This is a genomic window from Robertkochia aurantiaca (assembly GCF_020166495.1).
Classification (GTDB): domain Bacteria; phylum Bacteroidota; class Bacteroidia; order Flavobacteriales; family Flavobacteriaceae; genus Robertkochia; species Robertkochia aurantiaca.
In genome coordinates this window covers 39,506-64,925 of sequence record NZ_JAINZS010000003.1, presented here as the reverse complement: position 1 = coordinate 64,925, position 25,420 = coordinate 39,506, and the positions used below count along the sequence as shown (strand labels likewise).

25 protein-coding genes and 2 tRNA genes are annotated in these 25,420 nt (G+C 44.5%); 20 read left to right on the top strand and 7 right to left on the bottom strand.

What is annotated here, in order from left to right; genetic code table 11:
• Nucleotides 1-10: 10 nt before the first annotated feature.
• The 6 genes from proS to K7R10_RS05600 all read left to right on the top strand — a co-directional run bounded on the left by proS (nucleotide 11) and on the right by K7R10_RS05600 (nucleotide 3,676).
• On the top strand, nucleotides 11-1,486 hold the full coding sequence (proS, locus tag K7R10_RS05625; RefSeq protein WP_224483710.1) for a proline--tRNA ligase: 1,476 nt from the start codon (nucleotides 11-13) through the stop codon (nucleotides 1,484-1,486).
• Nucleotides 1,487-1,566: 80 nt separating this feature from the next.
• Nucleotides 1,567-1,638, top strand: a tRNA-Glu gene (locus K7R10_RS05620).
• A 42-nt stretch (nucleotides 1,639-1,680) separates the two neighbouring features.
• Nucleotides 1,681-1,752 (top strand) — tRNA-Glu (locus K7R10_RS05615).
• Nucleotides 1,753-1,812: 60 nt separating this feature from the next.
• Nucleotides 1,813-2,064 carry a 30S ribosomal protein S20 gene (gene rpsT / locus K7R10_RS05610; protein ID WP_224483709.1) on the top strand — a complete coding sequence of 84 codons (252 nt, stop codon included), beginning with the start codon at nucleotides 1,813-1,815 and terminating at the stop codon, nucleotides 2,062-2,064.
• 81 nt (nucleotides 2,065-2,145) lie between these two features.
• A complete protein-coding gene (locus tag K7R10_RS05605; protein ID WP_224483708.1) occupies nucleotides 2,146-3,078 on the top strand; it encodes a peptidylprolyl isomerase in 933 nt (310 codons plus the stop codon).
• A 46-nt stretch (nucleotides 3,079-3,124) separates the two neighbouring features.
• On the top strand, nucleotides 3,125-3,676 hold the full coding sequence (locus K7R10_RS05600; protein ID WP_224483707.1) for a YfiT family bacillithiol transferase: 552 nt from the start codon (nucleotides 3,125-3,127) through the stop codon (nucleotides 3,674-3,676).
• On the opposite strand, the gene K7R10_RS05595 is transcribed toward K7R10_RS05600, so the two are convergent.
• Nucleotides 3,673-4,314 (bottom strand): peroxiredoxin, encoded by a 642-nt coding sequence (locus K7R10_RS05595; RefSeq protein ID WP_224483706.1) that lies wholly within the window; start codon nucleotides 4,312-4,314, stop codon nucleotides 3,673-3,675. The genes K7R10_RS05600 and K7R10_RS05595 overlap by 4 nt on opposite strands.
• Nucleotides 4,315-4,449: 135 nt before the next feature.
• The gene (locus tag K7R10_RS05590; protein WP_224483705.1) at nucleotides 4,450-5,019 is read right to left on the bottom strand and encodes a thioredoxin family protein; all 570 of its coding nucleotides are present in this window, start codon (nucleotides 5,017-5,019) and stop codon (nucleotides 4,450-4,452) included.
• A 172-nt stretch (nucleotides 5,020-5,191) separates the two neighbouring features.
• On the opposite strand from K7R10_RS05590, the gene K7R10_RS05585 reads away from it, so the two are divergent.
• Both K7R10_RS05585 and K7R10_RS05580 read left to right on the top strand, forming a co-directional pair.
• Nucleotides 5,192-5,494 (top strand): phosphoribosylpyrophosphate synthetase, encoded by a 303-nt coding sequence (locus K7R10_RS05585; RefSeq protein ID WP_224483704.1) that lies wholly within the window; start codon nucleotides 5,192-5,194, stop codon nucleotides 5,492-5,494.
• Nucleotides 5,495-5,500: 6 nt separating this feature from the next.
• A complete protein-coding gene (locus K7R10_RS05580) occupies nucleotides 5,501-5,836 on the top strand; it encodes a tRNA-binding protein (protein ID WP_224483703.1) in 336 nt (111 codons plus the stop codon).
• Between the two features lie 46 nt (nucleotides 5,837-5,882).
• Here K7R10_RS05580 and K7R10_RS05575 read toward each other — a convergent pair whose 3' ends face one another.
• The 3 genes from K7R10_RS05575 to K7R10_RS05565 form a co-directional block, all read right to left on the bottom strand.
• Nucleotides 5,883-8,408 carry a M14 family zinc carboxypeptidase gene (locus tag K7R10_RS05575; RefSeq protein WP_224483702.1) on the bottom strand — a complete coding sequence of 842 codons (2,526 nt, stop codon included), beginning with the start codon at nucleotides 8,406-8,408 and terminating at the stop codon, nucleotides 5,883-5,885.
• Between the two features lie 85 nt (nucleotides 8,409-8,493).
• On the bottom strand, nucleotides 8,494-8,880 hold the full coding sequence (locus tag K7R10_RS05570; protein ID WP_224483701.1) for a PUR family DNA/RNA-binding protein: 387 nt from the start codon (nucleotides 8,878-8,880) through the stop codon (nucleotides 8,494-8,496).
• A gap of 78 nt (nucleotides 8,881-8,958) precedes the next feature.
• Nucleotides 8,959-10,716 carry an ABC transporter ATP-binding protein gene (locus K7R10_RS05565; protein WP_224483727.1) on the bottom strand — a complete coding sequence of 586 codons (1,758 nt, stop codon included), beginning with the start codon at nucleotides 10,714-10,716 and terminating at the stop codon, nucleotides 8,959-8,961.
• A 143-nt stretch (nucleotides 10,717-10,859) separates the two neighbouring features.
• Here K7R10_RS05565 and K7R10_RS05560 point away from each other — a divergent pair, with 143 nt between their 5' ends.
• From K7R10_RS05560 to yajC, 4 genes are all read left to right on the top strand, one after another.
• Nucleotides 10,860-11,960 carry a Glu/Leu/Phe/Val dehydrogenase dimerization domain-containing protein gene (locus tag K7R10_RS05560; protein WP_224483700.1) on the top strand — a complete coding sequence of 367 codons (1,101 nt, stop codon included), beginning with the start codon at nucleotides 10,860-10,862 and terminating at the stop codon, nucleotides 11,958-11,960.
• A gap of 118 nt (nucleotides 11,961-12,078) precedes the next feature.
• Complete coding sequence (gene nusB / locus K7R10_RS05555; protein WP_224483699.1) at nucleotides 12,079-12,987, top strand: transcription antitermination factor NusB; 909 nt, start codon at nucleotides 12,079-12,081, stop codon at nucleotides 12,985-12,987.
• An 87-nt stretch (nucleotides 12,988-13,074) separates the two neighbouring features.
• Nucleotides 13,075-13,548, top strand: a complete 474-nt coding sequence (locus tag K7R10_RS05550) for a DUF1573 domain-containing protein (protein ID WP_224483698.1) — start codon at nucleotides 13,075-13,077, stop codon at nucleotides 13,546-13,548.
• Between the two features lie 7 nt (nucleotides 13,549-13,555).
• Nucleotides 13,556-13,846, top strand: coding sequence for a preprotein translocase subunit YajC (gene yajC / locus K7R10_RS05545; RefSeq protein WP_224483697.1), 291 nt, complete (start codon nucleotides 13,556-13,558; stop codon nucleotides 13,844-13,846).
• Between the two features lie 54 nt (nucleotides 13,847-13,900).
• On the opposite strand, the gene K7R10_RS05540 is transcribed toward yajC, so the two are convergent.
• Both K7R10_RS05540 and pepT read right to left on the bottom strand, forming a co-directional pair.
• Nucleotides 13,901-14,497 (bottom strand): YdeI/OmpD-associated family protein, encoded by a 597-nt coding sequence (locus K7R10_RS05540; RefSeq protein ID WP_224483696.1) that lies wholly within the window; start codon nucleotides 14,495-14,497, stop codon nucleotides 13,901-13,903.
• Nucleotides 14,494-15,732, bottom strand: a complete 1,239-nt coding sequence (gene pepT, locus K7R10_RS05535; RefSeq protein ID WP_224483695.1) for a peptidase T — start codon at nucleotides 15,730-15,732, stop codon at nucleotides 14,494-14,496. Before pepT ends, K7R10_RS05540 begins: the two co-directional genes overlap by 4 nt.
• Nucleotides 15,733-15,842: 110 nt before the next feature.
• On the opposite strand from pepT, the gene K7R10_RS05530 reads away from it, so the two are divergent.
• The 8 genes from K7R10_RS05530 (at nucleotide 15,843) to K7R10_RS05495 (ending at nucleotide 25,409) form a co-directional block, all read left to right on the top strand.
• The gene (locus K7R10_RS05530) at nucleotides 15,843-16,862 is read left to right on the top strand and encodes a quinone-dependent dihydroorotate dehydrogenase (RefSeq protein ID WP_224483694.1); all 1,020 of its coding nucleotides are present in this window, start codon (nucleotides 15,843-15,845) and stop codon (nucleotides 16,860-16,862) included.
• Complete coding sequence (locus tag K7R10_RS05525) at nucleotides 16,859-17,479, top strand: LysE family translocator (RefSeq protein ID WP_224483693.1); 621 nt, start codon at nucleotides 16,859-16,861, stop codon at nucleotides 17,477-17,479. Before K7R10_RS05530 ends, K7R10_RS05525 begins: the two co-directional genes overlap by 4 nt.
• A 53-nt stretch (nucleotides 17,480-17,532) precedes the next feature.
• Entirely contained in the window at nucleotides 17,533-18,186 is a 654-nt protein-coding gene (locus K7R10_RS05520) for an HAD family hydrolase (protein WP_224483692.1), read from the top strand.
• Complete coding sequence (locus tag K7R10_RS05515) at nucleotides 18,187-19,053, top strand: hydroxymethylglutaryl-CoA lyase (RefSeq protein WP_224483691.1); 867 nt, start codon at nucleotides 18,187-18,189, stop codon at nucleotides 19,051-19,053.
• Nucleotides 19,054-19,195: 142 nt separating this feature from the next.
• Complete coding sequence (locus K7R10_RS05510; protein ID WP_224483690.1) at nucleotides 19,196-20,392, top strand: DUF4856 domain-containing protein; 1,197 nt, start codon at nucleotides 19,196-19,198, stop codon at nucleotides 20,390-20,392.
• Nucleotides 20,393-20,456: 64 nt separating this feature from the next.
• Nucleotides 20,457-21,578: an imelysin family protein gene (locus tag K7R10_RS05505; protein WP_224483689.1), complete on the top strand. Its 1,122-nt coding sequence runs from the start codon at nucleotides 20,457-20,459 to the stop codon at nucleotides 21,576-21,578.
• A 50-nt stretch (nucleotides 21,579-21,628) separates the two neighbouring features.
• Nucleotides 21,629-23,005 carry an HTTM domain-containing protein gene (locus K7R10_RS05500; protein WP_224483688.1) on the top strand — a complete coding sequence of 459 codons (1,377 nt, stop codon included), beginning with the start codon at nucleotides 21,629-21,631 and terminating at the stop codon, nucleotides 23,003-23,005.
• Nucleotides 22,983-25,409: a TonB-dependent receptor domain-containing protein gene (locus K7R10_RS05495; protein ID WP_441295792.1), complete on the top strand. Its 2,427-nt coding sequence runs from the start codon at nucleotides 22,983-22,985 to the stop codon at nucleotides 25,407-25,409. Before K7R10_RS05500 ends, K7R10_RS05495 begins: the two co-directional genes overlap by 23 nt.
• Nucleotides 25,410-25,420 lie beyond the last annotated feature (11 nt).

Below are 25,420 nucleotides of genomic sequence, written 5' to 3'. Positions count from 1 at the left end.
ACTTCAGTAGATGGGTAAGAAATTAACTAAAAGAAGCGAAGATTATTCTAAGTGGTATAACGAGCTGGTAGTCAAGGCAGACCTCGCCGATAACTCGGGTGTAAGAGGGTGTATGGTGATCAAGCCCTATGGCTATGCACTATGGGAAAAAATGCAGGCAGAATTGGACCGGATGTTCAAGGAAACCGGTCACGAGAATGCTTATTTCCCCTTGTTTATACCTAAGTCTTATCTAAGCAGGGAAGCTGCTCATGTCGAAGGGTTTGCGAAAGAATGTGCTGTGGTGACTCACTATCGTCTGAAGAACGATGAAGACGGGAAGGGGATCGTGGTCGATCCTGATGCCAAGCTGGAGGAGGAGTTGATCGTCAGACCAACCTCTGAGACCATTATCTGGGACACTTATAAGAAGTGGATCCAAAGCTACCGGGATCTGCCGGTGAAAGTAAATCAGTGGGCCAATGTGGTACGTTGGGAAATGCGTACACGACTATTTTTGAGAACGGCTGAATTCCTTTGGCAGGAAGGGCATACCGCTCATGCCACAGAGCAGGAGGCTATTGAAGAGGCAGAGCTGATCATGCATTTGTATGCAGATTTTGCCGAACGATTCATGGGAATGCCGGTTATTAAAGGGCTTAAGTCTCCTTCTGAGCGATTTGCCGGTGCTGTGGAAACCTATTGTATCGAAGCTCTAATGCAGGATGGTAAGGCATTGCAGGCCGGAACTTCGCATTTTCTTGGGCAGAATTTTGCGAAGGCATTTGATGTGAAATATGCCAGTAAAGAAGGGCAACAGGAATATGTGTGGGCTACTTCATGGGGAGTGTCTACTCGTCTTATCGGCGGACTGATCATGACGCATAGTGATGATAACGGATTAGTGCTTCCGCCGAAACTGGCGCCGATACAAGTGGTGATTGTTCCTATCTACAAAGGGGAAGATCAGCTTCAGGCTATCAGCGAGAGAGTGCATCCGCTGGTTCAGGAACTGAGAAGTAAAGGCATTTCGGTTAAATACGATGATCGTGATACCTATAAGCCCGGATGGAAGTTCAATGAATACGAATTAAAAGGGGTGCCTGTACGTCTGGCAGTAGGCCAGCGGGATATGGAAAACAATACCTTTGAGGTGGCTCGAAGAGATACCCTTGAAAAGGAAACCGTAAATGCAGATATTGTGGTGAGCCATATCGAAAAACTGCTCGAAGACATTCAGGACAATATCTTCAGAAAGGCGATGGCTTATCGGGAAGAACATATTACTCGTGTGGATAGCTTCGATGAATTTCAGGAAGTGCTGGAGAGCAAGGGTGGTTTTATTGCTGCTCACTGGGATGGCACGGAAGAGACCGAAGAGAAGATCAAGGAGCTTACCAAGGCCACCATTCGCTGTATTCCTCTGAAACAGGAAAAAGAAGCGGGTAAATGCGTGTTTAGCGGAAAGCCTTCAGAAGGAAGGGTGCTGTTCGCAAAAGCTTACTAAATATTTTTTCAAAAAAATTATTTAAGCTCTTGCATCGTTTAAAAATAGTTGTATTTTTGCATCCGCATTTGAACAAAAACGGTCCGTTCGTCTAGGGGTTAGGACGCCAGGTTTTCATCCTGGTAACAGGGGTTCGAATCCCCTACGGACTACTAAAGACAGCGCGCGGCGCACTTGAAATAATGATTAATTTTGGTCCGTTCGTCTAGGGGTTAGGACGCCAGGTTTTCATCCTGGTAACAGGGGTTCGAATCCCCTACGGACTACTAAGAAAAAAAAGTTTATGTAAGGGGGAACCTTACCGCTGAAAAATTTAATTAAGGAAGATGGCAAATCACAAGTCGGCATTAAAGAGAATCAGAAGAAACGAAGCTGTTCGTCTAAGAAATAAATATCAGCACAAAACAGTTCGTAACGCTATCAAGAAATTGCGTAACACAGAAGATAAGAAAGAAGCTCAAGAGCAGCTTCCCAATGTTGTCGCTATGATCGATAAGCTGGCCAAAAAGAATATCATTCATGATAACAAGGCGGCTAACCTTAAATCAGGTCTGGCAAAACACGTCAACGAACTGTAAGACTGTTAGAACATATCAGATACGAACGCTCCGCCTTATGTGGAGCGTTTTTTGTTTAATCCTAATTACATAAGATTGATTATGGAAAACGGCATTTATGCAAAATTCGATACTTCAAAAGGTGAGATCCTCGTGAAGTTGACCCACGATAAAACTCCGGGAACGGTAGGGAACTTTGTAGCCCTGGCTGAGGGAGATATGGAAAACTCCGTGAAAAAGCAGGGGAATCCCTATTACGATGGCCTTTCCTTTCACAGGGTCATCAATGATTTTATGATACAGGGAGGTTGCCCAAGCGGAACCGGGACAGGTGATCCCGGGTATAAGTTTGATGATGAATTTCATCCTGAGCTGCGACATGATGCCCCAGGTGTATTATCGATGGCAAATGCGGGACCCGGAACCAACGGTAGTCAGTTCTTCATTACCCACGTGCCAACTCCCTGGCTGGATGACAAACATACGGTTTTCGGCTTTGTAGCCGAGGGGCAGGATGTGGTCAATGCCATTGAGCAGGGCGATGTGATGAATACAGTAAGTATACTAAGAGTAGGTGAGGAGGCAGAGAACTGGAATGCCGTTGAGGCTTTCAGGACCTTTGAAAAGAGCAGGGAGAAGCGAATGGAAGAAGAGCGTAAAAGAGCCGAGGAGAAACTGGATAAGCTGGCTGCCGGTTTTGAAAGAACTGATAGTGGACTTCGCTATAAGATCATTAATAAAGGGAGCGGTAAGAGACCTGAAAAGGGTGATAAGGTATCGGTTCATTATAAGGGACAACTGGACAATGGGCAGGTTTTTGACAGCTCATACAGACGAAATCAACCTATCGAATTCAATTATGGCACCGGCCAGGTTATTCAAGGGTGGGATGAGGCCATTGGCCTGCTTCAGGTTGGCGACAAGGCCCGTCTGGTAATACCTTCGCATCTGGGTTACGGGAAAAGAGGTGCCGGAGGGGTGATACCTCCTGATGCCACTTTGATCTTTGATGTGGAATTGGTAAAAGTAAATTAAAGAATTAAAGCCGGGGTGAAGACTCCGGCTTTTTTTATATTTGATTATGATTGACGGAGATCTGGAACAACTTCGATATCCCATTGGCCGGTTTTCTATACCTGAAACCGTCAGTGATGAGGCTTTGAAAAAAAATATCAAAACCATTACCGATTTTCCCGAGAAATTAAAAGACCTGGTGGTGCCTTTTACACCTGCCCAGCTGAGCACGCCTTACAGGCCCGGCGGATGGACCGTTAGTCAACTTGTTCACCATCTCTCAGACAGTCATGTGAATGCCTATATAAGATTCAAGTGGACTCTCACTGAAGATAAGCCTGAAATTAAGGTCTATAAAGAAGCATTGTGGGCTGAACTGCCTGATTCAAAAAACACCTCAATAGAACCTTCCCTGGCCATGCTTACTGCGATTCATCATAAGTGGAGCGTTCTATTACGCTTACTGGCCCCTTCAGATTTTGACAGGCAGCTAATTCATCCGGGTCTGAATGCCACAGTGACCCTTCGCCAGCTGACCTATCAATATGGCTGGCACTGCCGGCACCATTATGCTCACCTTTACAACCTGTCGATCGACAAAGGGTGGTTACCGGCTTAATTGCGTTCCGGCTGAGGTGTCATTCTCAGGTATGGTCGTATTTCCTTAAACCCTTTTTTGAATATTTCAGCTGCAACTTCATTGCTTACAGAAGGACTGATCACCACGTCTTCTCCCAGTTTCCAGTTGGCCGGAGTGGCAACTTTATGATAAGCGGTAAGCTGAAGTGAATCTATGACCCTGATGATCTCGTCAAAATTTCTTCCCGTTGATGCCGGGTAGGTGATCATAAGCTTGATGTTCTTATCAGGATCGATAATGTAAACCGAACGTACGGTGAGGGTGTCATCTGCATTTGGATGGATCATATCGTACATTTCACTGATCTTTCTATCTTCATCTGCGATGATCGGAAAATTTACAGTGGTGTTCTGAGTGTCGTTGATGTCGGTGATCCAACCCTGGTGCGATTCCAAACCATCTACGCTTAAGGCGATCACCTTTGTATTTCGCTTATTGAATTCATCTTTATACTTTGCGACAGTACCCAGTTCGGTGGTGCAGACTGGCGTGTAATCTGCCGGGTGGGAGAACAATACACCCCAGCTATCGCCCAGGAATTCATAAAAATCGATCTCCCCCATTGAAGTTTTTGCCTTAAAGTTCGGAGCTTTGTCTCCTAATCTTAGTGTAGCCATGATTGTTTTGCTTTATTGGTTTACACAAAAATAAAGCTTGTGATTTTAACGCCTTGATAATCAATGATAAAAGACTGTTAATCTATAAAAAAAGGCCGATCTCCAGATCGGCCTTTTCTTTTACAAATCGCTTTTTCATGCGGTGTTCTCTTCCTTCCATTTGATGTTGCACCCAACACTGGGTTTTTGCTTTTTGTAAATGGTGATTCCCATCATCGCTGCATCGATGGCGGCTCTGATATCGCGACCGGTTATCGGCATACTGTTCCCGGGCCGTGAATCATCGAATTGACCGCGGTATACCAGTTCAAGATTATTATCAAACACATAGAAATCAGGGGTGCATGCTGCTTTATAGGCTTTTGCCACCTCCTGCGTTTCATCGTACAGGTATGGGAAGGTGAAATCGTTCTCCTCTGCATTGATCTTCATTTTCTTAGGGCCATCTTCAGGATATTGCTCGGCATCGTTGCTGGATATAGCCACGAAGCCTACGTCTTTATCACTGTAATCCTTCGCCAGTTTTGCGATTTCTTTATTAAGATGCTTCACATACGGACAGTGATTACAAATAAACATCACAACGGTTGCCTTTTCTCCATAAACATCGCTGAGTTTGAGTTTCTTTCCCGAGACGGTGTCAGGGAGTTCAAAGTCAGGTGCCTTGGTTCCAAGGGGTAACATATTGCTTTCGGTTTTTGCCATAATATCTGTTGTTAGTTTACTGTAAAATACAAATTCTTTATGCATATAAAAAATTAGGAACGGGCTTTGGACCCATCTCTCGCCAATCTTTTTACAGAATACCATTATTAGCTGAAAGATTTTGCATTGCGTTTGCTTGTTCGTACCTTATAATGGCAAAAATTAAACAAGCATGAGAAATTCATATGAAAGCCTTTCAAAGGCTATATCTGATCTGAAGGAAAAAGGTTATAACCGTGATTTCAACCTGCTGGAGACAGGGGTGGAAGATAAGGCGGCCAAAAAAATTCATAATCACGACGAGTTGAATGTCGTGAAATTCTATCGGTTTGAAGGCAAGACCAATCCCGGGGATAATTCGGTTCTTTATGTCATAGAGACCAAGTCGGGAGAGAAGGGATTGCTGGTAGATGCCTACGGGGCCTATTCAGGAAATATCTCCAAGGAAATGATAGAAAAGCTGAAAATTCACTGATGCGCAATGGAGCAAATAGCGTGGGGTGATTTTCTGAAGGTCGACATACGGGCAGGTACCGTAATCCGGGCAGAAAATTTTGAACGTGCCCAAAAACCGGCCTATAAATTATGGATCGATTTTGGCGAATCGATCGGAACGCTCAGATCCAGTGCTCAAATCACAGATCTTTATCGCGTAGATGAATTGGTCGGAAGGCAAGTGGTGGCCGCTGTCAACCTCGGTGAAAAGCAAATAGCCAACTTTATAAGTCAATGCCTCGTGCTGGGTGTGCCCGGCATAAACGGAGTAGTGTTGCTGAAACCTGATTCGGAAGTCAGGAATGGTGACAGAATCGCATAAAAAAACCCGGGAAATTCCCGGGTTTTTTTTGTTCGGATGAAGATTATTACATCATTTCTGCAAAGAAAATGGCATTCATCATCAGTTTGTTGGTGCCATACCAGAAAGCACGAAAGTTGGTATTGTCTGTGAAAACAGACACCCTTCCTCTTCCTTTTCTGCTGGTTTGGAAAGGCACGCTGCCTTTCAGGAGTTCCAGGTTCTCCTCAGATATATAACCGCTTTGAAGCGGATCTTCCGTATATCGTATGGGGTTGTTGTAGCTTTGTTCTTCAGGTTGAATATAAATATTGGTATTCCTGAACAATGAGATGTCGCTGTCTGAATAACCAAAGTTCACGGGGTGAGAGCGATCGATATTCGCTTCGAATATTGCGCCTCCCGTAACCTGCGCTCCCCGGAAGTTTCGACGATCTTCAAAGGCTATGTTTTTTGCTGTAAGGGGCTCTTCGTGTTTTTTGAATTCCAAATCGATGAACCCGTTCCTGCTAAGCCATTCTGTAGCATCGCGATACCCGATAAGGTTCCCACCTTCATTGACCCACTCTTCGAGATTCTTTTTAGAGCTTTCGTTAATGGCTCCGTTATAAAAGCTTGGAATGATAAAGGTGGTGTATTCGCTTAGGTCTACGCGGTCTAAATAACGGGTGTCTATCTGGGTGATCTTCATACCGTAGCGGGTGTCGAATAAATGCCAGATCTCTCCTGCATCGTAAGACCGTACTCCTTCGCCAACCAATATGGCCACCTTTTGAGGCTTCAGTGCTTCGAAATCATTACTTCCGAGGTCGATACCGCGGGTTAATCCTGTTGATACCCCGTGAATGGTGATGTGAGCATCAGAAGCGACCTCCTGCATTAATGCATGTATCTCGTCCGAATCCATGTCTTGTCCGACCACAGGCACCATTATGGTCCCGTAATCATAGTCGTTTCCTTCCAAAGAAAAAGGAGTCATGCCCACCTTGGCTCTTAAACCGCTGTTCAGAATTCGGTTCAGGGCTTTTGGGGTGTAGTATTCATGCCATTCGAAAAGGTAAGCGTATTCAGATTTTGCAGTAACGCTGCCTATGGGCATTTCAAGGTTTTCAACGGCGTCACCGGCCTTGTTAAGGCTGTTCAGTCCTTTATAATCAAGGTTGAAGGCCAGCGGGAATGTCCAGGCAGAAACATCGTAGAACAAGCTGTCTTCAAAGGTTGTTCTCTTTTCGAACATGGCTTCTATAAGTCGATAATTGCGCTGGTTGGTAGGAACGATATAGCTCTTACCCGGTTCAAAGGTCTCTCCCTCTTCAGAAATCGTTTCCTGAACCTGGTGAAACCTGATCTGATGACGCTTGAGAATTTCAGCAAGATGATAGGTTTTAGCCGCATCCTTAGCATCTCCGAACACATAGGCTTTTGTCTTTAGCTTACGGCCTTCTTCACTGATCTGTCTGTAATATTCTTTCTGATAATTCAGGATATCTTCCCGCAGCGCTTGTGCGGCCTTGAGAGTTGACAAACCGGTAGTGAACTGATTTCTGATGGTGAAAGGAAAGGTGAGTATTCCGTTGTCGCTTTCCTGAATATGGCCCCGGGAGCTTCCCTGTTCGAAAAGTATACCGATGCTTCCGCTTACATCGGGAAAGGTTGATCCCTTTCCGTAGTAATAATCGTCGTAGTTTTCTTCAGAATAATACAGTGAGCCTATGTCGTCGAGGGCCTCGGCATGGAATTTTCCAATGGCTTTGGTGAGTTCCTGGTTGATGCCGGGGGTTAATGGGTGAACACGCTTAGGTTCTCCGGGTTGGAAAAAGAAGGTGGAATTGGTTCCCATTTCGTGGTGGTCTGTGAGTATATTGGGAATCCACTGATAAAAGCTACTGATCCTTGCCCGGCTTTCAGGAAGCTGTACGGGAAGCCAGTCTCTGTTCATGTCGAACCAGTAATGATTGGTTCTTCCTCCGGGCCATACTTCATGATACTCCCTGTCATTGCCGTCAGGGTTGAGTTGTTGGCTCTTATGAATGTTGGCCCAATAGGCAAAGCGTTGCAATCCGTCGGGATTGAAGCTCGGGTCAAATAAGATGACCACCTCATCGAGCAGGGATTCTATAGCGCTGCCTTCTGCAGCTGCAAGGTGATAAGCCAGTGCCAGTGCTGCGTTTGAGCCACTGGGTTCGTTACCGTGAATGGAAAATCCCTGGTAAACCACTATAGGCTGATCGCTTACATCGATATTCTCATCGGCATTGGCTATCGCCAGGTGATTGGTGCGGATTTCTTCCAGTCTTTCATGATTTTTAGGTGAAGTAATGGTAAGCAGCAGCAAGGGCCGGTTCTCAAAAGTACTCCCGCGATCGGTGATGCTTATTCGTGGAGAGGCGTCGGCCAGGGTTTTCATATAGTTCACCAGCTTGTCGTGAGTCACATGCCATTCTCCAACCTCATGGCCGATAATACTTTCGGGGGTGGGGATCTCAGAATTGTAAGTAACATCATCGGGCAGATAATAATCCAGACCTACGGGCTGCTGCCCGAAGAGCAGCGATGTACCGCACAGGAATAGTAATAGGATAGTGTTTTTCATGATTAGTTTAGTTTTGATTTTAAAGATAAAAAAAACCGCCTCCTGAGCGGGAGACGGCTGATGTTTTAAAATAGTTTTAACGATTTCAGATGTCTTCGAAACTAATATCGGTAAACTTTTCGGTGGGAACTTTTTCTTCGTGTTCCTCATAGTTTTCTTCGTCATCAGACTGCTTCTTAAAATCTTTCTGATGTCTTTCTGAGATCACCTCTTCACCCTTTTCATCGATGATGAAATCGGTCATTTCTCCAAGGATTTCTCTGAAGGCTTCAAAGTCTTCTTTGTAAAGGTAGATTTTGTGTTTCTTGTAGTGGTAAGAGCCGTCGTCGTGAGTGAACTTTTTGCTTTCTGTGACGGTCAGGTAGTAATCTCCTGCCCGGGTACTTCTCACATCGAAAAAATAGGTTCTTCTTCCAGCTCTCAGAACCTTCGAAAAGATCTCATCTTTATCGTCAAATCCTTTATCGCTCATAGTCTTTCGTTAGGTGATTTTCTAAATTGTTAACAAAATCAAAAATGTAAAAAAAAATGAAATATACCAACTGTTTCATTAGTTTTCTTTCTCTGAGAGCTGGTTCAGGAACAGTTCTTGATAGTAGCCTTTTTCGTTTATCAATTGATTATGAGTGCCTTGCTGGGTGACTCGTCCTTCATCTAATACCAATATTTTATCAGCATTTTTTGCTGAAGAGATCCTGTGGCTAACGATGATGGTTGTATTTTTTTGCGAAACCTTTTTCAGGTTGTTGAGAATCTCTTCCTCGGTTTCGGTATCAACAGCCGAAAGGCAGTCATCAAAAAGATAGATCTGTGGATCTTTGATAAGAGCTCTGGCTATGGAGACCCGTTGTTTCTGACCACCGCTAAGGGTAATTCCCCTTTCTCCGAGTATGGTATTGTATCCTTTGGCAAAACCGACGATGTTGTCGTGTACTGCTGCTTTTTTGGCTGCTTCGGTGATTTCCTCTTCGGTAGCATCTTCTTTCCCGAACCTGATGTTGTTTCTAATGGTGTCTGAAAATAGAAAAGCCTCCTGCGGAACCGCTCCGATGCTGTTTCTCAGGTCGTTGAGATTGAGTTCGGTGATAGGTCTTCCGTCGACCAGGATGGTTCCTTCGGTAGTGTCATAGAGCCTGGCTACCAGATCCAGTATGGTGCTTTTTCCTGAGCCTGTTTTACCTATAATGGCAAGGGTTTCCCCATGTTTTACAGTAAAAGATATGTTTTTCAGGGCTGTGATGTTCGTGTCATCATAGGTGAAACTAACGTTTTCGAATGTGATCTCACCCTTAACCGGGGTGTTTTCTTCGGTGGGAGAACTGATCTCAGGATCGATATCGAGAAATTCATTGATTCTTTTTTGCGAAGCTTCAGCCCGTTGTACGATCGAAGTAACCCATCCTACTGTCGCCACCGGCCAGGTGAGCATGTTGACATAGATGATGAATTTTAAAATGATTCCCGTGGTGGCGATCTCACCGCTGATATATTGCAGGCCTCCCACATAAATAACGAACAGGTTGCTGATGCCGATCAGGAGAATCATAAGCGGAAAGAACCAGGCATTGACTTTGGCCAGGTCCATACTGGTTTTTTTTCCTTCATGCGCAAGGTGATACACTTCTTCGTTGATGCGGGGTTCAATTCCGTATGCCTTGATCACCGAAATACCCGAAAATGATTCCTGGGTGAAGGTTGAAAGTCTGGAAAGGAATTCCTGTACAGCCGTACTTCGCTCATGAATGATGCGGCTTATCTTATATATGAGAACAGACAATATGGGTAGCGGGATCAGTGTGTAAAGGGCCAGTTTTGGGGCTGTATAGAACATCAGCGGGATCACACAGGCGAACAGCGTAATGGTTTGTATACTGTACATCAGTGCGGGACCGGCATACATTCTTACCTGGCTCACATCTTCGCTTACCCGGTTCATCAGGTCTCCGGTACGGTTGTTCTTGTAGAAGTTCAGGGTTAACCGCTCATAATGTCTGAACACTTCGTTCTTTAGATCGAATTCGATATAGCGGGAAACGTTGATCACGGTCTGCCTCATCAGAAAAGTGAAAAGAGCCGAAAGGATGGCTGATCCCACTATGATAAGGATGTAATTCAGCAGTTTAGAGCGTACCTCTTCCTCGGTGAAGTTATCTTCCAATATAAATTGCTCCACAGCATCTACAGAGTACTGGATATACTCAGGAAGAACCAGTGAAAAGACGCGTGCTATTATCGTAATGACAAGGCCAATGGCCAATTTCCACTTATAGCGTTTAAAGAATTTGTTAATATACAGCAGTTCTTTCATCAAAAATCAGCTAAATCGGTTTAATTGATAAATCGTTAAAATAAGCCCCTCTCAAATACTGCATATTGAAATATCTGTTATTTTTGCCTTGTATTTTTAACGATTTAGGAAAATAGAACAAAAAAACAACCTTTATCAGAATTATGATATCAGACGTATTAACACCAGCCGAACTCAAAAAAGTTGACCCGGTATTTGGTCAACTTTCATTTAATGATCATGAACAGATCGTTTTTTGTCACGACAAAGATACGGGATTAAAGGCAATAATCGGGATCCATAATACCGTTTTGGGTCCGGCCCTGGGCGGAACCCGCATGTGGGCCTACGAGAATGAATGGGAAGCACTCAATGATGTTTTGCGTCTTTCCAGGGGGATGACCTATAAGTCTGCCATTACAGGCTTGAACCTGGGGGGAGGAAAAGCAGTGATCATCGGCGACGCTGCCACAGAAAAAACACCTGAGCTTATGCGCAGATTCGGCGAATTTGTACACTCGCTGAGCGGAAAGTATATCACTGCCGAAGATGTAGGAATGGAGACTTCCGATATGGACCTTGTAAGAGAGGTGACGCCTTATGTCACGGGTATCTCAGAAGAAAAGGGAGGTGCCGGAAATCCTTCACCCGTTACAGCCTACGGGGTATATATGGGAATGAAGGCTGCTGCGAAATACCGTTTTGGTAGCGATAACCTGCAAGGTAAGACCATTCTGGTACAAGGTGTAGGTCACGTGGGTGCTACCCTTGTTGATCTGGTCAGTGCTGAAGGAGCTGTGCTTAAGATTTCAGATATCAATCAAGGCAGACTTGAGCAGCTGCGGGAACAATACGGAGCAGAGATCATTGCTCCGGCAGATATTTTTGATCAGGATATGGATATTTATGCGCCATGTGCCCTGGGGGCTACCCTGAACGATGACTCGATCGCCAGACTGAGTGCCTCGGTAGTTGCCGGAGCTGCAAATAATCAGCTCGCAGACGAGAACCGAAACGGCAGCCAGCTTAAGGCCCGTAATATCGCTTATGCACCTGACTTTCTGATCAACGCCGGTGGGATCATCAATGTGTATGCTGAACTGGAAGGTTATGGTAAAGACGAGATTCGTAAAAAAACCGAGAATATTTACCATACTACACTTGAAATATTCGGTCATGCAGACAAGCACGATTGTACCACGCATCAGTCGGCATTGCGCCTGGCAGAACAACGTATAGCAGAAAGGAAATTAGCCGGTAAATAAATCGCATTTTATAATTTAAGTTTTATTTTTGCAGGGCGAAAGCAAAGGCTTTCGCCCTTTTTTATTGACATAAGTTCTTTTGAATATGCTGACAAGGAGACACATCAGGGTTAAAGTAATGCAATCGATATATGCATTTATACAGGCTGAAGAGGGAAAGCTGGAAAAGGAGGAGAAATTCCTGAAGAGCAGTATGGAAAATATGTATGGTCTGTATCTGCATCTTTTGGATCTCTTTGTAGAGATTCACAAAATGGCAGAGGAGCAGCTGGAACTCTCCCAGAAAAAATACCTGGCTACCAGTGAAGAGCGAAACCCCAACAGGCGATTTGTCAACAACCGTGTTTTAAGAAGACTTGCCGACGATGAGGCCCTGAATGAAAAGCTGAAGAAACGCGGACTCAGTTGGGAACTCGAAGAGGAATACGTCAAGATTCTCTACAAGAAAATGGTGGAAAGCGATATCTACCAACGTTATATGGTCTCTGAAAATGACAGCTTTAAAGCCGATAAGGAGTTTCTTGCAGCTCTTTTTCAGGATGTGATCGCACCCGACGAAAAACTCTATGAGTACCTGGAAGATAAGCAACTTACCTGGACCGATGATCTGCCTCTGGTCAATACCCTGATTCTCAAAATGCTAAAAAAAATCAAGCCGGTTGCAGAATCAGATTATTTCCATCCTGAACTATTTAAAGATGACGACGACAGGGAGTACGCTACCCAACTTTTCAGAAAGACCATTCTGAATAACGAAAAGATCATGAAAGAGATCGAAGGGAAAACTCCGAATTGGGATACTGAGAGAATAGCCGGTATCGATGCGATACTTTTAAGAATGGCCATCTGTGAGTTCTTGCGTTTTCCTTCCATACCGGTAAAGGTGACCATTAATGAGTATCTGGAGATAGCTAAGGAATATTCCACGCCGAAAAGCAGCATCTTTATAAACGGTATTCTTGATAAACTGGTAAAGGAATATCAGGAGAACAATACCCTGAACAAATCAGGCAGGGGTCTGATGTAAAAAAAATATTCTTATTTTTGACCGCAATCAGCTAATGTCTCAGTTCATTAGCCGTTAAAAATTCATATAACCCTAAATAACATAAAAATGAAAAAGACTTTTCTTTTAGTTGCTTGTGCCGCTATGGTAAGCTTTACTTCCTGCAAGGATAAAGCCAGCAACAAAGTAAAATCAGAGAACGTTGAAATGGCTCAGGAAAGAGACCAGGCGAACGATAAATTTGCAGCGATCTCTTTCGACAAGACCGAGCACGATTTCGGTAACATCACTCAGGGAACTCCCGTAGAAACCACTTTTACCCTGACCAATACCGGAGAGGCTCCTTTGATCATCACCAATGCCAAAAGCTCTTGCGGTTGTACCGTTCCTGATTATCCAAAAGATACGCCTATCGCCCCCGGTGAAAGTGCAGAGATTCTTGTGAAATTCAACGGTTCAGGGCGTAACCAGGTTCAGAAGACCGTTACCCTTATGACCAATACCGCAAACGGAACAGAGTACCTTAAGATCAAGGCTTTCGTAGAGCCTAAAGATGCAGGTGCTGAAAACACAAAAGCATAATTACAGCATGGAAATTGTTAATCAGTTAGCTCCTTTTATATTAATTTTTGCGGTATTTTATTTCTTTATGATTCGTCCGCAGATGAAACGGCAGAAACAGGAGAAGAAATTTGCACAGGAATTAAAGAGAGGAGACCGGATTGTTACAAAAAGCGGGCTTCATGGAAAGATCATCGATCTTGGAGATGATGACACCTGTATCATTGAGACCATGGCAGGAAAGATGAAGTTCGAAAGATCTGCACTTTCTCTTGAAATGTCTCAAAAGTTGAACAATCCGCCAGCTAAGAAGAAATAAGGCTGTAAATTTTTCAAACAATAAAAAAGCACCGGTCAGACCGGTGCTTTTTTATTAACGGTACTTATCGTTCAGACCGATACCTTCTTTTATCATCGGCAGGATCTTTGTCATTCTGTTTTGACGGGTGGCCTCTCTTTTGGCAGAAGCCAGATAGGTGATGAATTCTTTCTGTTTGTATGGCGACAGGCGAAAGAACGATTCTTTCAAACTGCTGTCCTGGGCCAGAACAGCCTTTAACTCTTCAGGTAAATCGGTAGATTCGCCGGTTTTTTCGGTTTTTGGCAGTCTAAGCTCCTCTTCATTCCTGTTCATTAGCTGATGCAGATAGAGGTGTAGAATTTCTGAATCCCAATCTTTGCCCGAGGTCATCTTCCACTGCCTCATATATCGGGTCTTTCCTTTTTGGGCGTTCGAAAGAACGTTGTGGGAGTCGTCTATCAGGTCTCCTCTGAAAAACCATAAGCCGAAATGATTTTTAAAACCATTCAGTCCGATCAGGTTAATCGTTTTGTAAACATAAACCGGAGCTCCCCATTTGAAGGTTTCCTCAAGTTCCAGACTCAGAAGATAATTTCTTATCTCCTTCATCGGCACCTGCCATTTGGGATGCTTATTGAAAAAGTTTTCTATTTGATCCTCAGGAGTCATTCGGGCTGGTACTTTTCTGCTGTAAGAGATGCTATCTTTACAATAACTTCGGTGGCTTTTATCATGCTTTCAACGGGGACATATTCATAGGGTCCATGAAAATTATGACCCCCTGCGAAGATATTGGGGCAGGGGAGGCCCATATAAGATAACTGTGAGCCGTCGGTTCCTCCTCTGATGGGTTTAATAATGGGGATAATCTCCAGTGACCTCATGGCTTTTTCAGCTATGTTAACGATATGCATTACGGGTTCCACCTTCTCCTTCATGTTGTAATACTGATCTTCTATCGAAATACTTCCCACCTCACCATAACGTTCGTTCATGTCTTTTATAATCTTATGCAGCAGCTCTTTTCTGGCCTCGAACTTTGTTCGGTCATGATCTCTGATGATACCTTTAAGAATTGTTTTCTCAACATGACCCTCGATCTCGTAAAAATGAAAGAATCCTTCCCGGTTTGCTGTATGCTGTGGTACTTCTTTTTTGGGCAGCAAGCTCAAAAATTCATTGGCGTGCAATACCGAATTGACCATTTTGTCTTTAGCATACCCCGGATGAACGCTCTTCCCGGAAAATTCGATCTCCACCCCGGCCGCGTTGAAGTTTTCGTATTCGAGTTCTCCGATCTGTGATCCGTCCATGGTATAGGCCCATACCGCACCGAATTTTTTCACATCGAACTTATGGGCACCTCTTCCGATCTCTTCATCAGGCGTAAAGGCGATCCTGATCTTACCGTGTTTGATGTCGGGATTGTTAATAAGGTGTTCCATGGCGGTCACTATTTCGGTGATTCCGGCTTTATCATCTGCTCCCAGTAAGGTGGTCCCGTCTGTCGTGATGAGCGTCTGCCCTTTATAGAGCAACAGGTCTTCAAAATATTCGGGCGACAAAACCATGTTTTTTTCATGGTTCAGAACAATTTTACCACCATCGTAATTTTCGATGATCTGCGGGTTCACATTTTTCCCGGTATAGTCAGGAGTGGTGTCGAAATGGGCGACAAATCCGATCACAGGAACCTGATGTTCCACATTCGAAGGCAAAGTTGCCATTACATAAGCGTGTTTATCGATCTCGACATCTTCCATGCCGATATCCTTGAGTTCTGCGGCCAGTTTTCTGGCCAATACCCACTGTTTTTCAGTACTTGGTGTTGTGCTTGATTCGGGGTCAGACTGAGTGTCGATGGTGATATAACTTATAAAGCGATCGGTGATTCGTTTTTTCATGAGTGATTTTTTTCAAAATTACTATTTAAGAATAATACCTGAAATTTTAAGCTTGCTTTTGCTTCAGGGTTACTGCCTTTAGTGCTATTTTTGCCAAAATCCTGAAAACTATGTACAAGGCACTGCTACGTCCGCTACTTTTTCGTTTTGATCCGGAACAGGTTCATTATTTCACTTTCAGGCTGATACGCTTTCTACACGGGATACCCGGTTATGCCGCCCTGGTTCGAAAGAACTTTGTGGTTGATGACCCCCGTCTGGAGCGGGAGGTCTTTGGACTTACCTTCAGGAATCCTGTGGGTCTGGCTGCGGGATTTGATAAAGACGCGGTCTTATTCAGGGAACTGTCTGATTATGGCTTTGGGTTTATCGAAGTGGGAACCCTTACTCCAAAGGCTCAGCCCGGGAATCCGAAAAAGCGGTTGTTTCGTCTAAAGGAAGATCAGGCGATCATCAATCGTATGGGATTCAATAATGGCGGAGTGAGTGAGGCCCGCCTGAGACTGGAGAAGAAGAACGGCGTATTGATCGGTGGAAATATCGGAAAGAATAAAGTAACTCCTAACGAGCAGGCCATCGATGATTATGAGGCATGTTTTGAAGCGCTTTATGAGGTGGTAGACTATTTTGTGGTTAACGTGAGTTCTCCAAACACGCCAAATCTCAGGGCCCTACAGGATAAAGAGCCTCTTACGCGTTTGTTGAACAGGCTTCAGAAGCTTAATAAGGAGAAGCCTGAACCCAGACCGGTACTGCTTAAAATTGCTCCCGATCTCACCGACAGTCAGCTGAAAGACATAGTAGATATCGTTCGTGATACGGGAATCGCCGGTGTGATCGCTACCAATACCACTATTTCCCGTGAAGGATTGCAAGATGATAATAAGACTGAAACCGGAGGGCTAAGCGGAAAACCGCTGAAAGAGAGATCTACCGAAGTTATTCGTTTCCTGCATCGTGAAAGTGGCGGTTCTTTTCCGATTATTGGGGTAGGAGGGATACATTCTGCGGAAGATGCTCTGGAAAAGCTCGATGCGGGAGCCAGTCTTGTCCAGTTGTATACAGGATTTATATATGAGGGCCCCGCTCTCATCAAATCGATAAACAAAGCACTCCTTGATCGATCATGAATCCTGAGATCTTATATGCCTTTGTGGTTTCTTCTGCTTTGCTGGCGATATCGCCCGGGCCTGATAATATTTTTGTTATGATGCAAAGTATGGCTCATGGCTTTCGGTACGCTTTGGCGACAATTGCAGGTCTGATGAGCGGATGCATTATACATACGGCATTGGTTGCTTTTGGGGTTTCAGCCCTAATCAGGGAAAGTGAATTGTTGTTTACAGGAATTAAAACGGTGGGGGCTGCTTACCTTTTGTTTCTGGCATATCGTGTATTTAAGAGCAGGGAGCGCATAAGCATAGCTCAGTCACATGTTCCCAGAAAGGGTCTTGCTGCGCTGTTTGGGCAGGGTTTTATGATGAACGTTCTCAACCCGAAGGTCTCGGTGTTTTTCCTGGCTTTTTTTCCGGGATTCCTGTTTAGCGACTCTTTGAGTGCAGTATATCAATTCTTTATTCTTGGAGGTCTTTTCATTGTTGTCTCCTTTTTTATTTTCACCCTCATAGCGTTGTTGGCCGACAAGATCGCATTTTACCTTAACCGGCATAAAAACGCCGGTGTTTTCTTCAGCTGGCTGCAGGTAGTGGTTTTTTGCGGGATAGCGGTTTTCCTTCTTCTTGGATAAAATAATTGTTCAGCCCTTTCAGGTTAATTATATTTGATACGCTTAAAACCGTGATGATCAGAAAACATGTGATATTCGATATGGACGGAGTGCTTGTAGACAGCGAGCCATATCATCGTGAGGTATTGTCGGTGTGTCTGGAAGATCTGGGTCATGAACTCTCTGATGAATATTACAATTCGCTGGTGGGTACTGCGAACAGGCCTATGTGGGAACGTGTCAAAGCTGATTTTTCTCTGGAGAAGCCTTTGGAAAAATTGATTGCTGTTCATAAAGAACTCTTTTTTCAAATGCTTCACAAGGATAAGGTGCAGGCGGTTCCCGGTGTGCAAGACGTGCTTGAAGAGCTAAATGAGAAAGGCTTTCGTCTGTCTCTGGCTTCTTCCTCCCCTGAAAAGGTTATCGATGCATTTATGGAAATCTTAGGTTTCACCAGGTATTTTGATCATCTGGTAAGCGGAGAAAATATAGAAAGAAGCAAGCCTGCTCCTGACATTTTCCTGAAGGTGGCGAGTTTATATGATGTAGCTCCCTCCGGATTTGTGGTCATAGAAGATAGCAAACACGGTGTTTCGGCCGCCAAAGCAGCCGGGATGAGCTGTGTAGGGTTTGTGAATCCGAATTCAGGGAACCAGGATCTTTCTGAAGCAGACCTGTTAATAGCTTCCATGCGTGAGTTACATGCTGAAACGATCAAATCATTATAAATGGGCGAGAAAGTAAAACTTATCGAATGTCCGAGAGATGCCATGCAGGGCATTCGCGATTTTATTCCCACAGAAATGAAGATCGACTACATTCAGGCATTACTGCGATGCGGGTTCGATACCATTGATTTCGGAAGTTTTGTCTCTCCAAAAGCTATTCCTCAAATGGCCGACACGGCAGATGTGCTGAAAGGTCTCGATCTTTCGGCTACCTCCAGTAAACTGCTGGCTATTGTAGCCAACGTGCGAGGTGCCTCAGATGCATCGGTCTATGAGGAGATCGATTACCTGGGGTATCCCTTCTCGATCTCAGAAAACTTTCAGATGCGTAATACGCATAAAACCATAGCACAAAGTATCGAAATCTTACAGGAGATTCTGTCTATAGCCCGCTCGAATGATAAAAAGGTGGTGGCTTATCTTTCCATGGGTTTTGGTAATCCCTATGGAGACCCTTGGAATGTGGATATTGTTTCACGGTGGACCGAAAAGCTTGCGGGAATGGGTGTGGAGATCATTTCCCTGTCAGATACCGTAGGCAGTTCGACACCAGAAGTGATTGAATACCTCTTTAGCGACCTGATCCCGCAGTACCCCGAAATTGAACTTGGAGCACATTTACATACCACACCAACTTCCTGGTATGAAAAAGTAGAGGCGGCTTATAATTCCGGTTGCCGAAGGTTTGACGGAGCTATTCAGGGCTTTGGCGGTTGTCCTATGGCTAAGGATGAGCTCACGGGAAATATGCCTACCGAAAAACTGCTGTCCTATATGAACAAGCGTCATGCCGAAACAGGGGTTCGGGCGATGAGCTTCGAAAGCGCCTATAACGAAGCGCTCAAAATCTTCACCAAATACCATTAACAGAGTTTATTGTGGCCCGGGTTTTCATTGGAAAATATTATTTAAAATTAATCTAAATAAATTTTCAGAGTCTTTAAATGATACTTATTTTTGCTTCCGATCAACAACGTTATTTAAACTTAATCTAAATAAAAAGACGTACATGAAACGAGGTTTATTAAGTGTCCTGACTCTTGCCATGGTGATGGCTTCTTGTTCAAACGATGACGACAATATTGATTCGGGAACTATTGAAACACCCCTGACCTATGACTTTAGCCGTGAGGGGAATTCAACGGTAGATTTTAATGGGCAGACCACCCGTATACTTATGGCTGAAGAACTGGCTTCAGCACTTTTAGATCCCACTCAGACAGCAGAAAGTCTTGAAGGGATGTTTACACATGCTGAAGGGGGTAATGATTTTGAAGATGCTTCACTGAATGCTTCAGGGAAGAATATATACAGCAAAACCGCTGCGTCAAGAGATTTCTTTTCTGCCAACACCACCCTTTCAAATGAGATCAAGGCTGATTTCAGCTCATGGCTGGCAGATCAGGCTAATCTGGTATTCCCGAACTGGGAGCAAACTGCGGCTGCCGGAGTGGCCGGACAGATCCAGGAATCTGGTGGAGGTTCTGTACGCTATGTAAATGGCAAAGGACTTGAATTGAACCAGGCATTTATCAAATCGCTGATCGGTGGTCTGATGGTAGACCAGATGCTCAATAATTATTTAAGCAGTTCGGTACTTGATGAATCGACCAATGTTGAAGACAATAACAACGGGGTTACTGCAGAAGGTAAATCTTACACCGTTATGGAGCACAAATGGGATGAGGCTTACGGCTACCTTTACGGACTGGAGAGCGATCCTTCCATGCCGGCTCTTGGGGCAGACAGCTACCTGAATAAATACCTGGCAAGGGTAGAGAATGATGAAGACTACGCAGGTATCGCGGCAGATGTTTTCAACGCTTTTGCACTGGGTCGTGCTGCTATCGTTGAAAAAGATTATGCTCTCAGAGATGAGCAGGCTGAGATCATCAGGGAATTGATCTCTAAGGTGATCGCGATTCGTGCGGTTTATTATCTGCAAACCGGTAAGAATATGCTGGAGCAGGGTGATTATGCTGCCGCTTTTCACGACCTGTCTGAAGGATTCGGTTTTATTTACAGCCTTCAGTTTACCCGCCAGCCGGGAACTGTTTCGCCTTACTTCAGCAATGCTGAGGTGAATGATTACATCGCTCAGCTTTTGGCAGGTGATGGATTCTGGGATGTTTCTGCCGAAACCCTGGATACGATTTCTCAGGAGATCGCAGACCGATTTGGCCTGGTGGTCGAGGAAACACTTTAAAAGAAATAGAAAGCCGGAGCAGGGAAATATTCCCTGCCGGCTGTTTTAAATAAATTTTTTCATTATGTGGATTAGAAATATATCGATAGCAATTATCGCGGTATTCTTTGCAGCCTGCAGCGGCTCAGATGATTCAGGCATGGGTCCGGGAGGCTCTGCAGACGATTTTGACAGGCAGGCAATGCTGGCCCATATGGCCGATAATATCATTATCCCGGTATATGCCGACCTTGATGCAAAACTGGATGGCCTTGTGGCTGCTAAGAACGCTTTTGTCTCTCAACCCGACCAGACGAATCTTTTGGCGTTGCGTACGGCCTGGTTAGAGGCGTACAAGACATGGCAATATGCAGAGATGTTCAATATCGGTAAGGCTGAAGAGATCGATTATAATTTCCAGATGAATGTTTATCCGACCTCGGTTACCGATGTAGAGAACAATATAGCTGCTGGTTCTTACGATCTGTCACATGTCAATAATAATGATGCTGTAGGATTTCCGGCCCTCGATTACCTGCTGTATGGCGTCGGTGAAACCGATACCGATATACTGGCGGTTTACAACGGAGAAAACGGAGCGGCGTACCTGCAATATTTGTCTGATGTTTCTGATCGTATGAAAGCGCTTACTTCTGAAGTGCTTACAGACTGGCAAAGCCTTTACAGAGACTCGTTTGTAAAAAATACAGGGACCTCTGCCACCGGTTCGGTAAGTAAGATCACCAATGATTATATCTATTATTATGAAAAAGGCCTCAGAGCCAATAAGATCGGAATACCTGCAGGAGTTTTTTCAGCTGAACCGCTTCCTGATCGTGTTGAGGCGTATTACAATGGTGAGGTTTCCAGGGAACTGGCCATGACAGCTCTGGACGCAGTGAAAGATTTCTTCAATGGCGTCTCCTATAATTCGAATCCGAGTACTAATGGTTTTGCCGATTATCTGAACTACCTGAATGAGTTGAACGCCGGTGAAGATCTGAATGCCCTGATCAATGCGCAATTCAATACAGCAGGTGATGCCATCTCTGGTTTGAACCCGAGTTTTTCTCAACAGATAGCAACAGATAATACCATGATGACACAAGCGTACGATGAACTGCAAAAGGCGGTGGTGTTGCTGAAGGTCGATATGGTACAGGCCTTTAATGTGAGTATTGATTATGTCGATGCCGACGGCGATTAATAAAAATAAATAACAATGACGGATTCCCTGAAGAGGGAATCCTTTTTTTTATGCATTCAGGTTTAACAAGCTATTTGAATCGTTTCACCGATGCGGCCCCTCTGGCCGTGTTCCGCATCCTCTTCGGGGTGATGATGTGTTTCAGTATCATCAGATTCTGGTATAACGGTTGGATCGAAAAGCTATATCTTGAACCTTCCTTTCATTTCTCCTATTATGGTTTCGAATGGGTGAAACCATTAGGTTCCTGGACCTATGTTCTTTTTGCTGTTTGTGGATTATCGGCTGTTGGCATCGCACTGGGTTACAGATACAGAATCTCAGCTAGTGTCTTTTTTCTCAGCTTCACCTATATCGAATTAATGGATAAGACAACCTATCTTAACCATTATTATTTTATAAGCCTGGTAGGTTTCCTGATGATTTTTCTGCCTGCCTCTGCTTATTATTCCCTTGATACCTTCCGTCTCAAAAAGAGCTACAGGAAAGTACCATGCTGGACCATAGACAGTATTAAGCTCATGCTGGCCATCGTATATTTCTATGCAGGCCTGGCCAAGCTGAACTCAGATTGGTTGTTGCGGGCAATGCCGCTGAAGATCTGGCTTCCTTCGAAATATGATCTTCCGCTTGTCGGGGGAAGTTTCATGCAGCAGGAATGGTTTCATTTCTCCATGAGCTGGGCCGGAATGCTCTATGACCTGGCAATTCCTTTTTTACTGTTATACCGGAAGACGCGTCTACTGGCTTTTGGCCTGGTTGTGTTCTTCCATGTTTTTACGAGAGTCTTGTTTCCGATAGGGATGTTTCCTTTCATCATGATCGTCTCAACCCTTATCTTCTTTGATGCCGGATTTCATCACAAAATACTTTCATTTATTGACAAGCTGACCGATCGATTTTCAGGATGGATCGGTAGAGGAGCCTCTGTCACTTTTTATGAGAATTTGATCCCAACAGGAAGTAAATGGATCAAGGTAATGCTGATTGGTTTTTTTGCCTTTCAGCTGCTGATTCCGTTCAGGTATCTCTTCTATCCCGGGGAGTTGTTCTGGAGCGAAGAGGGATTTCGGTTTTCCTGGCGTGTGATGCTCATGGATAAGGTGGGGTATACAACCTATCTGATAAGAAATGGAGAAACCGGAAAGAGTTTTGAGGTTGACAACAGCGATTTTCTTACGCCTTTTCAGGAAAAGCAAATGAGTTTTCAGCCTGATTTTATTCTGGAGTATGCGCACTACCTCGGAGATCACTTCAGTGCTCAGGGGCATGAGAATGTGGAAGTATATGCTAGGAGTTATGTTGCGCTCAACGGCAGGTTGAGTCAGCCCTTTATCAATGATACGGTCAACCTTTACCGCGAAAAGGAATCTTTTAAGCCTAAAAACTGGATTTTACCATTTAATGATGAGATTAAAGGACTTTAAACTGCTTTTTGCCCTCTTTTCGGGCGTGTTTGCGATGGCACAGGGAACCGTAAGCGGCATTATTACTGATGCTTCAACCGGAGAACCGCTCCCTTTTGTAGAGATCTATGATAAGGAAAAGGGTTTGTTGGACACCTCTGATGCCGATGGCAAATTTTCTTTCTCCACAGAAAAGACGCTCCTGAATCTTTTGTTCTTCTCATATGAACATGAGCTGAAGGAAGAGCGGGTGAGTGTTGACGGCTCTGAAACCCTGAACATAGCATTAAGCCCCATATCGGTATCTCTGACCGAGGTTGAAGTCACAGCCAGGAGAGCGAAGGTTTTTGAATTATCTCGTTTGAAAGACGTGGAAGAAACTGCGATTTATGCCGGTAAAAAAAATGAGGTGGTACTGGTCGATCAGTCTATGGCCAACCTGGCGACCAATAATGCCAGGCAGATCTACAGTCAGGTGGCCGGACTCAATATCTATCAGAACGACGATGCCGGCCTGCAGTTGAATGTGGGAGGGCGTGGGCTGGATCCAAACCGTACCGCTAATTTCAATACACGGCAGAATGGCTATGACATCAGTGCTGATGTACTGGGCTATCCGGAAAGCTATTATTCTCCTGCTGCCGAAGGGCTTAAGGAGATACAGGTTATTAGGGGGGCAGCCTCCCTGCAATACGGAACACAGTTCGGCGGACTCATAAATTTCAAAATGAAAGAACCAATCAGGAATAAGCCATTTGAACTGATCACACGAAATACCGCGGGTAGTTTTGGTCTGTATACGAATTTCACCAGCGTTAGCGGTACGGTCGGTAAGTGGAGCTATTATTCATATTTCAATTATAAGAAAGGAGACGGTTTCAGACCCAATTCAGAGTTCGAATCAAAAAACGTTTTTGCCAACCTGGGGTACGCCTTCAATGAGAACACCTCTTTAAGGGCTGAGGTCACCTACCTGAGATATCTGGCACAGCAGGCCGGTGGCCTGACCGATTCGATGTTCGAAGAAGATCCTTTTCAAAGCAACCGAAGCAGAAACTGGTTTGAGGTAGATTGGTTTTTGTATAACCTGAAATTCTCGCACCGTTTTTCAGAGCGTACTAATTTCACCTTTAATTTTTTTGGTCTGAATGCTTCCCGACTTGCTCTGGGCTTTCGTTCGAACCGCGTAGACCAGGTAGATCCGCTTACCGAACGTGACCTGATTCAGGGTGATTTTAAAAACTACGGTTTCGAAACCCGCTTGCTTCATGAATATAAATTCGGGGAACAGGATGCCACCTTTCTTACAGGATTTAAATTTTACGATGCAGACAATTTTCAAAAACAGGGGCCGGGGAGTGATGAGGCAGGTCCCGATTTCAGATTCTATACCGATGAATTCCCGAATTATCCGGACCAGTCAGAATTTGAGCTTCCCAACCTGAACCTGGCGTGGTTTGGTGAAAATATTTTCTATCTCTCTGATAAGCTGTCGATAACTCCCGGCTTCAGGCTTGAATACATAAGAACTCAGAGCGATGGTTTCTTTAAGCGCATCAATACAGATGCTGCGGGCAACGTAATATTTGAGGAAACGGTTGAAGATAATCGTGATTTCGAGCGTGCCTTTATGCTGTTGGGTGTTGGTCTGAGTTATAAGCCGGTTGAGGGAGCAGAACTGTACGCAAATGTTTCACAGAATTACCGGTCTGTAACCTTCTCAGATATCAATATTAGCAATCCTGCTTTTGCGGTGAGTCCTGATATCACAGATGAGAAGGGCTATACAGCCGACCTTGGTCTGAGAGGAAGTTACCGGGATCTTATCTCCTATGATTTGGGGGTTTTTGGCTTATTCTATAATGGTAGAATTGGTTTTGTGCAAAAGGAGCTGGGCGATGGTCGGGTGATCAGTGAACGCGGCAATGTGGGAGATGCAGTGATGTATGGCCTTGAATCTCTCACTGACATTAATTTGGTTGAATTGATTGATCTGAATAATGAGTTCAGTTGGAATTATTTTTTGAACCTGGCTTATATCCGCTCAGAATACGTAGAGTCTGATCAGCCCGGTATCGAAGGTAACGAGGTGGAATTCGTACCTGAGTTCAATATCAAAACAGGAATGCGGTTTGGTTTCCGCAATCTGATGGCCAATGTTCAGTACACCTATCTTTCCAGACAATTCACAGACGCCACTAATTCTGTGGAGTCGAACATCAGTGGAGTGATCGGTCAAATACCAGCTTACGACATACTGGACGTTTCTTTGTCTTATTCTTACGGGAGATTCAGATTGGAGACGGGTATAAACAACCTGCTGGATAAGAAATACTTTACCCGGCGGGCCACAGGATATCCCGGTCCCGGGATTATTCCGTCGGCACCAAGGAACTGGTATGCTACCTTACAGATCAAGATCTGAGGCTTACTTCA

Excerpts from the sequence above, each read along its gene's own strand:
- K7R10_RS05510 (WP_224483690.1), top strand. The coding sequence starts at position 19,196 with ATGAAACGAGGTTTATTAAGTGTCCTGACTCTTGCCATGGTGATGGCT.
- K7R10_RS05500 (WP_224483688.1), top strand. The coding sequence starts at position 21,629 with ATGCATTCAGGTTTAACAAGCTATTTGAATCGTTTCACCGATGCGGCC.
- K7R10_RS05605 (WP_224483708.1), top strand. The coding sequence starts at position 2,146 with ATGGAAAACGGCATTTATGCAAAATTCGATACTTCAAAAGGTGAGATC.
- rpsT (WP_224483709.1), top strand. The coding sequence starts at position 1,813 with ATGGCAAATCACAAGTCGGCATTAAAGAGAATCAGAAGAAACGAAGCT.
- K7R10_RS05590 (WP_224483705.1), bottom strand. The coding sequence starts at position 5,019 with ATGGCAAAAACCGAAAGCAATATGTTACCCCTTGGAACCAAGGCACCT.
- yajC (WP_224483697.1), top strand. The coding sequence starts at position 13,556 with ATGGAAATTGTTAATCAGTTAGCTCCTTTTATATTAATTTTTGCGGTA.
- nusB (WP_224483699.1), top strand. The coding sequence starts at position 12,079 with ATGCAATCGATATATGCATTTATACAGGCTGAAGAGGGAAAGCTGGAA.
- K7R10_RS05525 (WP_224483693.1), top strand. The coding sequence starts at position 16,859 with ATGAATCCTGAGATCTTATATGCCTTTGTGGTTTCTTCTGCTTTGCTG.
- K7R10_RS05560 (WP_224483700.1), top strand. The coding sequence starts at position 10,860 with ATGATATCAGACGTATTAACACCAGCCGAACTCAAAAAAGTTGACCCG.
- K7R10_RS05565 (WP_224483727.1), bottom strand. The coding sequence starts at position 10,716 with ATGAAAGAACTGCTGTATATTAACAAATTCTTTAAACGCTATAAGTGG.
- K7R10_RS05505 (WP_224483689.1), top strand. The coding sequence starts at position 20,457 with ATGTGGATTAGAAATATATCGATAGCAATTATCGCGGTATTCTTTGCA.
- K7R10_RS05540 (WP_224483696.1), bottom strand. The coding sequence starts at position 14,497 with ATGACTCCTGAGGATCAAATAGAAAACTTTTTCAATAAGCATCCCAAA.
- K7R10_RS05570 (WP_224483701.1), bottom strand. The coding sequence starts at position 8,880 with ATGAGCGATAAAGGATTTGACGATAAAGATGAGATCTTTTCGAAGGTT.
- K7R10_RS05585 (WP_224483704.1), top strand. The coding sequence starts at position 5,192 with ATGAGAAATTCATATGAAAGCCTTTCAAAGGCTATATCTGATCTGAAG.
- K7R10_RS05530 (WP_224483694.1), top strand. The coding sequence starts at position 15,843 with ATGTACAAGGCACTGCTACGTCCGCTACTTTTTCGTTTTGATCCGGAA.
- K7R10_RS05575 (WP_224483702.1), bottom strand. The coding sequence starts at position 8,408 with ATGAAAAACACTATCCTATTACTATTCCTGTGCGGTACATCGCTGCTC.
- pepT (WP_224483695.1), bottom strand. The coding sequence starts at position 15,732 with ATGAAAAAACGAATCACCGATCGCTTTATAAGTTATATCACCATCGAC.
- K7R10_RS05550 (WP_224483698.1), top strand. The coding sequence starts at position 13,075 with ATGAAAAAGACTTTTCTTTTAGTTGCTTGTGCCGCTATGGTAAGCTTT.
- K7R10_RS05515 (WP_224483691.1), top strand. The coding sequence starts at position 18,187 with ATGGGCGAGAAAGTAAAACTTATCGAATGTCCGAGAGATGCCATGCAG.
- K7R10_RS05600 (WP_224483707.1), top strand. The coding sequence starts at position 3,125 with ATGATTGACGGAGATCTGGAACAACTTCGATATCCCATTGGCCGGTTT.
- proS (WP_224483710.1), top strand. The coding sequence starts at position 11 with ATGGGTAAGAAATTAACTAAAAGAAGCGAAGATTATTCTAAGTGGTAT.
- K7R10_RS05520 (WP_224483692.1), top strand. The coding sequence starts at position 17,533 with ATGATCAGAAAACATGTGATATTCGATATGGACGGAGTGCTTGTAGAC.
- K7R10_RS05580 (WP_224483703.1), top strand. The coding sequence starts at position 5,501 with ATGGAGCAAATAGCGTGGGGTGATTTTCTGAAGGTCGACATACGGGCA.
- K7R10_RS05595 (WP_224483706.1), bottom strand. The coding sequence starts at position 4,314 with ATGGCTACACTAAGATTAGGAGACAAAGCTCCGAACTTTAAGGCAAAA.
- K7R10_RS05495 (WP_441295792.1), top strand. The coding sequence starts at position 22,983 with ATGATGAGATTAAAGGACTTTAAACTGCTTTTTGCCCTCTTTTCGGGC.